The organism is Streptomyces sp. (assembly GCF_035645055.1).
GTDB lineage: Bacteria > Actinomycetota > Actinomycetes > Streptomycetales > Streptomycetaceae > Streptomyces.
The window spans coordinates 89,629-98,575 of the sequence record NZ_DASQNH010000057.1; the positions used below are offsets into that span (position 1 = coordinate 89,629).

Here is an 8,947-nt window from a genome sequence, read left to right on the forward strand (position 1 = left end):
GGGGGCCCGCGTGGGGTTGGGGCCCGTGAGGCGCAGCCGGGGGCACGGGCGTCCGGATTCCGAACACGCCGTGCCCCTGACAAGCGCTGGGTGGGAGTATTCGGCCAAACGGCCGGTAGGCGCAAGGGTGCCTTTCGGCCGTCAAGATTTGAACCAACTGTCTGGATCGCCCCCCGCACGGCCGCCGATGTCGCGTCAGGCCAGCTGCCGCTCCCCCGCCGCCACGGCCACGTCCAGGACGTTCCCCGGCGGCGGGAAGGGGCAGATGAAGTGGTCGGCGAAGGCGCACGGCGGCAGCTGGGACCGGTTGAAGTCCACCGTCGTACGGCCGTCCGGACCGGGCGCCGCGGGCCGCAGGAACCGGAAGCGGTAACTGCCGTTCCCGCTGGTGGCATCGGCGAAGACGGCCCACAGCGAGCCGTCGCCCTCCACCGACACCTGAAGGGTGTGCTCCCGCCCGTCGAGGGTGAACGCCAGCTCTCCACCCAGCCCGAGCCCGCGCCGCCGCCCGTCCGCGTTCTCCACCCGTACGGTGCGGTCCTCGCAGTACGCGGCGAACCGCCCCGGCACCGACCAGCGCGGATCGTAGGGCGTGGCGTCGATGCCGCGGAACCGGCGGCGGGGCTCGGCGGCCGGATCGAAGTCGCGTACCCCCCATTCCCCTTCGCGGACCAGCACGACGAGCCGTCGTTCGCCGTAGCCGACCCGCGCGGCGGACGCCGGGCCGGCGTCGGCCGCCAGCCGTATCCGGCCATCGAAGGGCTCGCCGCCGACGGTCAGCCCGTCCGGGCCGGCGGCGGTCAGGACGACCGCGTCGCCGTCGGTGGTCCAGTTCCCCGGGATGTCCGGAAGTCGCCCCTCCGGATAGTCCTCCAGCCAGTGGGTGGCGGTCAGGGCGAGCGGCCCGTAGGGGGCGGAGACCGCCTCCAGGCGCCCCTCGTGCCACTTCTTCCACTCTTCGGACGCGTCCGTCGTCATGTGATCAAACCCTTCCTTAACGGGTCAGGTGACCCGCAGTGTGAGCGCTTTCCCGGCGCCGCGGTATTCCGTGCGGTGCCCCGCCCGGCACTGCGTGCGTACGTGCCTCAGGCGGCGGCCCGGCCCACCGGTTCCCGAAGGAACGTCAGCACCGCCCGGGCCGCCGCGTCGTTCTGCCGGAACGCCGGTCCCCCGGAGCGCGGCCGGGTGAACGCGCCGGCACCCCGCGCGTCGGTGTGCGGACCGAGCGCGAACCGGCGCGGATGCGGACGGCCGGACCGGTCCAGCACCCGCCCGTCGACGGGGTCCACACGCAGCAGCCCGTCGGGGGTGGCGGCGGCCCCCTCGGCGTACAGCTCCCTCAGCAGCGGGTCCCGGGACCGGGCCGCCGCGGGCTGCGGCAGCCGCGCCTCGACCAGCGCCCGGGCCTCCACGGCGAACCCCGGCACGGTCGGGCTCGCCGCCCGGAACACCCCGCCCTCGGCGCGCACTTCCATGTCGGCGCCGACGAACCGCAGCACACCCGCGCGGGACAGCGCGAGCATCTGCCGCAGCCGGGGACCGGGCGGCCCGGAGGCCAGATAGCTGAAGAAGCCGTGCCACCAGGGGCCGATGTCGCCGAGCCGGGTCAGCCGGCCGTACACGGAGAGCAGAGCGCCGAAGACGGCCAGGTCGGGGCTGTGCGCGGGGTCGTGACGCCGCCTCAGGTCGGCCTCGACGTGGCGGCGCAGTCCGGCCTGGAACGCCTCGTGCGAGGTGTGACGCACCCCGGCCAGCGGCCGGTCGAGCGCGGCCAGGTCCAGCCGGTCGGCGGGGTCGGGCACGGCGGCGGCGACCAGGGCCGCCCGCTCGGCCGGGTCGTCGGCGGCGGCGTACGCCCGCTCGAAGAGGCCCCGGCCGAGGCCCGTCCGCTCGGGGTGGGCGGTGAACAGCCGGTGGTAGTGGGCGTATCCCAGCTCCTTCTCCACCAGCGGCCACACGTCCCGCCGGAAGTCGAAGCCCTCCGGCCGGGCGAGCAGCGCGTCCACGTCGGCGGGGCCGAAGAACCGGGGCAGCGGCGGCGGCGTGCCGCCCAGGCGGTAGCCGATCTTCGAGCGGTACGGCACTCCGCGCCGCGATCCGACGTACAGCACCGGCTCCCGCCCGGACGGCAGGTAGGTGTCCCCCTCGAACCGCCCGCCCCGGCCCTCGGTGAGCAGCACCATCAGGTCGACGAAGGCCAGCCCGAAGCCGCGCACCAGGACGGGCTCGCCGGGCCGCAGCGGGGTCAGGTCGCTGTCGGCGGTGAAGTCGGGCGGCAGATGGACGAGGCCGTGGGCGCGGGCGTACGCGCTCAAGGCCGCCTGCTTCTCGTCGGGTTCGGCGTCGAGGTGACCGAGGGTGAGGATCACCAGGTCGGCGAGGAGGGGGCGCGGCCGGCCGGCCAGCCACACCCGCTGGCGGCCCTCGCGCGGCCCGGAGACGCGCAGGGCGCGGCACGGATGGTGGTGCACGGTGACCTCCGGGGGCAGCGCGGCCACCGCCCGGTGGTAGGCCCAGCGCAGATAAGAGCCCTGGACCGGGCGGCCGACGAAGGCGTCCCCGTCGAGCCCCGCCCACTCGTGCAGGGTGGGGCCCTCCCGGACGGGTCCGGCCATCTCCACGCTGGCGTCGGTGAAGACGGTGACGTCCTCGGCCCGGGAGTTCATCCAGAGCAACGGCGACTGCTCGGTGCGCCAGATCCGTCCGGGGCCGGGCGGGTAGGGGTCGACGAGGTGGATGTCGAGGCCCGCGCCGGGCGCCAGTCCGGCGGCGTTGGCGGCGATCCGCTCCAGGACGCCGGTGCCGCGCGGCCCGGCTCCCACGATGACCAGGGAGGCTCTCATCGGCCCGGCTCCGTACCGCGCGCGTAGCGCTTCTCGACGTAGTACTGGCCGACGCCGAGCACCGAGGTGACGACGGTGTACCAGACGGTGGCCACCATCAGCAGCGGGATGACCTGGTAGGTCTGGTGGTAGACGAGCTGGGTCGAGTACAGCAGGTCCTGGACGGCGATGACGCTGACGATGGAGGTGCCCTTGAGGGTGCCGATCAGCATGTTGCCGGCGGGCGGCACGATGGAGCGCATCGCCTGCGGCAGCACGATCCGCCACCAGCGGCGCCACCGGCTCAGTCCGAGCGCCTGCGCCGCCTCGATCTGCCCGCCGCCGACGGACAGGATCCCGCCGCGCACCACCTCGGCGGCGTACGCGGCCTCGTGCAGGGTCAGTCCGATGACGGCCACGGCGACCGGGCCGAGCAGGTCGACCGTCCTGATCCCGAGGATCTGCGGGTAGAGCGCCCCGATGTTGAACCACAGCAGCAGCTGCACCAGCATCGGGATCGACCGGAACAGCCAGACGTATCCCCAGCTGACGGCTCTGAGCACGGGGTTGGCGGAGAGCCGGGCCGCCGCGAGCAGGGTGCCCAGCGCGAAGCCGAGCACCATCACCGCGGCGGTCAGCCACAGGGTGAGCCACAGTCCGCGCAGCACCGAGGCCGAGGTGAAGTAGTCGGCGACGACACCCCACTGGAAGGCGTCGTTGCGCAGCACGGAATCGACGGCGAGGCCGAGCAGGACGAGGACGACGGCGGCGGCCAGCCACTGGCCGTAGCGGCGTTGGGGGACGATGCGCGCGGCGTCGGGGGAGACGGGGGGCGCCGAGGTGTGGGCAAGGGTGTCGGAGGACATGCGAAGGCTCCGTGGCTCGAAGAACACGGTGATGCCTTCACACGGGCGCCGAAACGGCGTGGTCCACGGCCGAGCCCCTCAGCACGGCCGCCGGTCGAGCGTACGGGCCCGGTCGGCCGGCCTGTCAAGGCCGTCCGGATGGTGAGCCGCCCATCTCATTTCCGCGGGGCATGGTTGACGGGCCGTCGGAACGCCTGTTCCACTTGGCCCATGCATTCGCAGCAGCGGCTGGTCACGCGCTCCCACATCGACTTCGGTCGAGTGTGGTCCTCTTCCTGTTGAGCCGGCCCTCCACGCCCTGCTGCTCCTTCTCCTCCTTCCTCGCCTTCACACACACCCCTCCCCTCAGCACATCCGCGGCTCAGCAGCCGTCGCAGGGGCAGCAGCAGTCACAGCTGGGGCAGTCGCAGTCGCGGCAGCAGCCCTCGCGCTTCTTGCGGGACCACGGTCCCTCGTACTCCTTGGCGCAACACAGCTTGCAGGTGCAGCACAGCAGCCAGAACATCCCGCATCCGGCCCAGAATCCGCGCCGCCCCCTCGGCGGCCGGGGCGCGGGCCCGCCTCCGAATCCACCGAAGTCACCGCCGCCCCCGCCGAAGCCCCCGCCACCGTGCGCTCCGCCACCGTGCACTCCGCCGCCGGCGTACGGGGTGTGCGGGCCACCCTGCTGGGGCGGCGCGCCGTGGGGCCCCGCCTGGTAGGGAGGCTGCGGCTGCCCGTACGGGCCGGGCTGCTGCGGCGGGCCGTACGGTCCCGGCTGGTGCGTCGCGCACGCGGGCACGGTGCCGAAGGCCCGGTCCACCGAGCGCCGCAGTTCGTGCACGAGGAGCAGATGGGCCAGCCGGCCGTCGGTGAACTCCACCTCGCGCAGCGCGAGGCGGATGCCGTGCACGGCGTCGTCGGCGAGCCTGCGGGCCTCGGTGAGGGAGGTGCCGGTGGCGGTGAGCGGGTTCCAGGCGCCTGACGCGGCGTCAGCCGCCATGTCCTCCACGGCGTCCAGGAGGTGGGCGAGCCGCCCGAAGAGCCGCCCGGCCTCGGCCAGCGGCGCGGCGTTGCCGGGGCGCCCGGCGAGCAGCGCGGTGTGCGCGAAGGCGGCGGCGGTGGCGGTCTCGGTGGGTTCGGTGACGGTGAGGAGCGGGGTGCCCGGCCCGGCCAGCGCCTCGATGCCGAGCTGCCGGTCCACGGCGTCGACCAGCACGGCGGTGTCGAAGCCGACGGCCGTGCCGCCGCGGGCGCCGGCGCGGCCCCAGCTGCCGGCGACCCGGCGGGCGGCGAGCGCCACCGGGCGGCGGGCCAGCAGTCCGTCGCCGTCGGCGACGTGGTCGCGCACCTTGGCGGAGGCGAGCACCAGGGAGACGGCCGCGGCGAGCCGGGCGCCCTCGCCCTGGGCCACGGACGCGGCGCGCATCCCGCGCAGCGGGCACGGTCCGGCCGTGCGCCGCCACCGGCCGCCCTCGCGCTCGCCCTGAGCCTCCGTCAGAACCGAGACGAGCAGCCCGTCGTAGTTGGTCACCACCCGGGCGAGCTGGCCGTGGTCGGAGCGGAGCGCGAGGCACAGGCCGCACAGATGCGCCATCCACTCGGTCTTGAGCCGTTCACCGAGACGATGACCGCAAGGCCGGACTATTCCGAACAAAACACTTCCCCCGTGGTCCGTACGACGCGGATTCGGCCGCATCGTATCGGCCACTTCGTTCACCCGTACGCACCGCCCGTCACCCGGACGCCGCGAAGAATCATATTTCACTCACAGTCAGCAGCGGCATACGTCAACACCCTTGGGGTATCCGGGCTCTCGACGGATTCGCTGTGCACCAGTACCGTCACAAACCCCCCGCGCGGCGTCTATCCACTTGGCGCGACATCCGCATCATGGACGACCATGGGGAATGCGGAAGGCACGAAAGACCGCTGTGAGAGGAGGCGTCCATGGGATCGGTGCGCAAGGCGAGTGCGTGGCTCGGCCTCGTCGACGACAACGATGACGAGCGCTACTACGACGACGAGACTTACGAGGGGAACGAGCCCGGCGACGCCTGGGTCACGGACCCGCGGGTGAAGGTGGCTTCGGACACCGCCGAGGAGAAGGGCCGCCGGATCGGCACCGTGACCCCGGACAGCTTCCGGGACGCGCGCGCCATCGGCGAGCTGTTCCGGGACGGGGTCCCGGTGATCATGAATCTGACGGCCATGGAGCCGGCCGACGCCAAGCGCGTCGTCGACTTCGCCGCGGGGCTCATCTTCGGGCTGCGCGGTTCGATCGAGCGGGTCTCGACCCGGGTGTTCCTGCTGACCCCCGCCCACACGGAGATCGTGAACGGCGACCCGGCCGCGCACCGCGCGGACGGTTTCTTCAATCAGAGCTGAGGCAGGGCCGATCCCCGGCCCCGCCTCCGCTCCCCGGCGGCTTACCGGAACGCGTCCAGTCCGGTGAGCGCCTTGCCCAGCACCAGCTGGTGCATCTCGACGGTGCCCTCGTAGGTGAGCACCGATTCCAGGTTGGTCGCGTGCCGCATCACGGGATACTCGAGGGAGATGCCGTTGGCACCGAGAATCGTGCGGGCCGTACGGCAGATGTCGATGGCCTCGCGGACGTTGTTGAGCTTGCCGAAGCTGACCTGCTCCGGACGCAGGCGGCCGGCGTCCATCCGTCGCCCCAGATGGTGGGCGAGCAGAATCCCCTTGTGCAGTTCGACCGCCATGTCGGCGAGCTTGGCCTGGGTGAGCTGGAACCCGCCGAGGGGCCGCCCGAACTGCTCCCGGGACTTCGCGTAGTCGACGGCGGTCTCGAAACAGGTGCGAGCCGCGCCCATCGCGCCCCACACGATGCCGTACCGGGCGTGCGAGAGACAGCTGAGCGGGCCGCGCAGCCCGGTCACGCCCGGCAGCACCGCGTCGGCGGGCAGCCGTACGTCGTCCAGGACCAGTTCGCTGGTGACGCTGGCGCGCAGGGACCACTTGTGCTTGATCTCGGGCGCCGAGAAGCCGGGGGCGTCGGTGGGCACGGCGAAGCCGCGGATGCCGTCGTCGGTCTGCGCCCAGACGACGGCGACCCCGGCGACGGAGCCGTTGGTGATCCACATCTTGCGGCCGTTCAGCACCCAGTCGGTCCCGTCCTTCTTGGCGTACGTCCGCATGGCGGCGGGGTCGGAGCCGTGGTCGGGCTCGGTGAGACCGAAGCAGCCGATGACCTCCCCGGCCGCCATCCGCGGCAGCCAGGTCTGCTTCTGCTCCTCGTTGCCGAAGCGGTGGATGGCGTACATGGCGAGGGAGCCCTGCACCGAGACCAGGGAGCGGATGCCCGAGTCGGCGGCCTCCAGCTCCAGGCAGGCGAGCCCGTACTGCACGGCGCTGGCGCCCGCGCAGCCGTACCCGTCGAGGGACATGCCGAGCGCGCCGATGGCGCCGAGCTCCCGGGCCAGCTCACGGATCTGCGGCAGCTCACCGCTCTCGTACCAGTCGGCGACGTACGGCAGCACCCGGTCCGCCGCCCAGCCACGCACGGTGTCCCGGACGGCCAGGTCCTCCGGTTCGAGGAGATCGTCCAGGCCGAGCGGGTCGGCGGGATCGAACGGCGGCAGCTTGGCGGACGTGGACACGGGCACCCTCCGGCGGCTCGTGAGCAGCGGCACCAGCTCTGACCAGCACCGCCAGTCTCGGATTCAGGGCGACGCTACGACGCGGTCTCCCGATCGTCCAGCGTCAGCCGCTCAGGCGGACACCCGGGACTCGGCCACCTCACGCGGCGCCGGCACCTCGGCCTTGGCGCCCTCCGGCTCGCAGTGCATCACCCGCGGCAGACGCAGCGCCATCGCCGCGCCGAGCAGCAGCAACCCCGCGCTGACCAGCAGCGTCACATGGAGTCCGTGCACGAAACAGTCCCGCGCGGCGCTGCGCAGGGCCGCGCCCGCCTCGCCGCCGAGCCGGCCCGCCACGGCGTAGGCCTCGCCCAGCGAGTGGCCCGCGGCGGCCGAGGCGTCCGCGGGCACCCCGGGCACCGAGGTCAGGCCGGGCGTGTAGGCGGCGTTCATCACGCTGCCGAGCAGGGCGATACCGATGCCCGCGCCCAGCTGGTACGAGGTCTCGCCGATCGCCGCCGCCCCGCCGGCCTGCTCCTGCGGGGCCTCGCTCAGCATCGACTCGTACGCGCCGAACAGCGTGGTCTCCAGGCCGAAGCCGAGCAGCACGAACCCGGACAGCATCAGCGCGGCGTTGTCCTCGCGGCCCATCGCGGTCAGCAGCACCACGGCGCCCGCCGTCAGGCAGAAGCCGAACACCACCATCCGGCGCGGGCCGAACCGGCGCAGCATCCGCGCCCCGAACAGGCCCGCCGCCATCGCCGCCACGGTCAGCGGCAGCAGCCGCAGCCCGGTCTCCAGCGGGGAGAGCCCCAGCACCAGCTGGAGGTACTGCGCCGCGATCAGCTCCAGGCCGACCAGGGCGAGCATGGCCAGCACGATGCAGCCGACGGAGGTGCTGAACGCCGGCCGGGCGAACATTCTCAGATCGACCAGCGGATACGCCCGCCGCCGCTGCCGTCGCACGAAGAGCGCCAGCAGGACGGCGCCGACGAGCAGCGGCACGACGGTGAACGGGCCGGTCATGTCCTCCCCGCCGCCGAGCCGCTTGACGCCGAGCACGGCGCCGAAGAGTCCGGCGGCCGCCATCAGCGCGCCGACCACGTCCCAGGGGCCCTTGCCGTCCCCCCTGGACTCGGGCAGCAGCAGCCGCCCCACCGGCAGGCTGACCAGCATCAGCGGAATGTTGATCAGGAAGACCGAGCCCCACCAGAAGTGCTCGACCAGGAACCCGCCGAGTACGGGCCCGGTGGCGGCGCCGATCGCGGCGACGGCCGTCCAGACGCCGATGGCCGTGGCCCGTTCGCGCCGGTCGGGGAAGACGGCGCGCAGGATGGACAGCGTGGCCGGCATGATCATCGCGCCGCCGACTCCGAGCAGCACCCGGGCGGCGATGAGGACCGTCGGCGTGTCGGCCATCGCGGCGACGGCGGACGCCACGCCGAACAGCGTGTAGCCGCCGAGGAGGACTCGCCGTCTCCCCACCCGGTCGCCGAGCGTGCCGAAGAGGATCAGCAGCGAGGCACAGACCAGGGGGTAGGCGTCGACGATCCAGAGCAGGGCGGTGGAGCTGGGCCGGAGGTCCTCGGTGACCGCGGGGACGGCGACGTGGAGGACGGTCGCGTCCAGGGCGACCAGCAGCAGGCTCACACAGAGGACGAACAGGACGACCCAGCGGTTG

General features: G+C 73.2%; 7 protein-coding genes. 1 reads left to right on the plus strand and 6 read right to left on the minus strand.

Annotated elements, in window-relative coordinates:
- Nucleotides 1–195: 195 nt before the first annotated feature.
- The 4 genes from VE614_RS19790 to VE614_RS19805 all read right to left on the minus strand — a co-directional run bounded on the left by VE614_RS19790 (nt 196) and on the right by VE614_RS19805 (nt 5,264).
- A complete protein-coding gene (locus tag VE614_RS19790; RefSeq protein WP_324938512.1) occupies nt 196–978 on the minus strand; it encodes a DUF1684 domain-containing protein in 783 nt (260 codons plus the stop codon).
- A gap of 107 nt (nt 979–1,085) precedes the next feature.
- A complete protein-coding gene (locus VE614_RS19795) occupies nt 1,086–2,843 on the minus strand; it encodes an FAD/NAD(P)-binding protein (RefSeq protein ID WP_324938515.1) in 1,758 nt (585 codons plus the stop codon).
- The gene (locus VE614_RS19800) at nt 2,840–3,688 is read right to left on the minus strand and encodes an amino acid ABC transporter permease (protein WP_324938518.1); all 849 of its coding nucleotides are present in this window, start codon (nt 3,686–3,688) and stop codon (nt 2,840–2,842) included. Before VE614_RS19800 ends, VE614_RS19795 begins: the two co-directional genes overlap by 4 nt.
- A 361-nt stretch (nt 3,689–4,049) precedes the next feature.
- Complete coding sequence (locus tag VE614_RS19805) at nt 4,050–5,264, minus strand: DUF5685 family protein (RefSeq protein ID WP_414719612.1); 1,215 nt, start codon at nt 5,262–5,264, stop codon at nt 4,050–4,052.
- 353 nt (nt 5,265–5,617) lie between these two features.
- Between VE614_RS19805 and VE614_RS19810 the strand changes: the two genes are divergently transcribed.
- Entirely contained in the window at nt 5,618–6,055 is a 438-nt protein-coding gene (locus tag VE614_RS19810) for a cell division protein SepF (RefSeq protein ID WP_324938525.1), read from the plus strand.
- 41 nt (nt 6,056–6,096) lie between these two features.
- Here the strand turns inward: VE614_RS19810 and VE614_RS19815 are convergent, their stop codons facing one another.
- Complete coding sequence (locus VE614_RS19815) at nt 6,097–7,287, minus strand: acyl-CoA dehydrogenase family protein (protein ID WP_324938527.1); 1,191 nt, start codon at nt 7,285–7,287, stop codon at nt 6,097–6,099.
- A 111-nt stretch (nt 7,288–7,398) separates the two neighbouring features.
- The coding region (locus VE614_RS19820; RefSeq protein WP_324938530.1) for an MFS transporter at nt 7,399–8,947 on the minus strand (1,549 nt) is incomplete at its 5' end.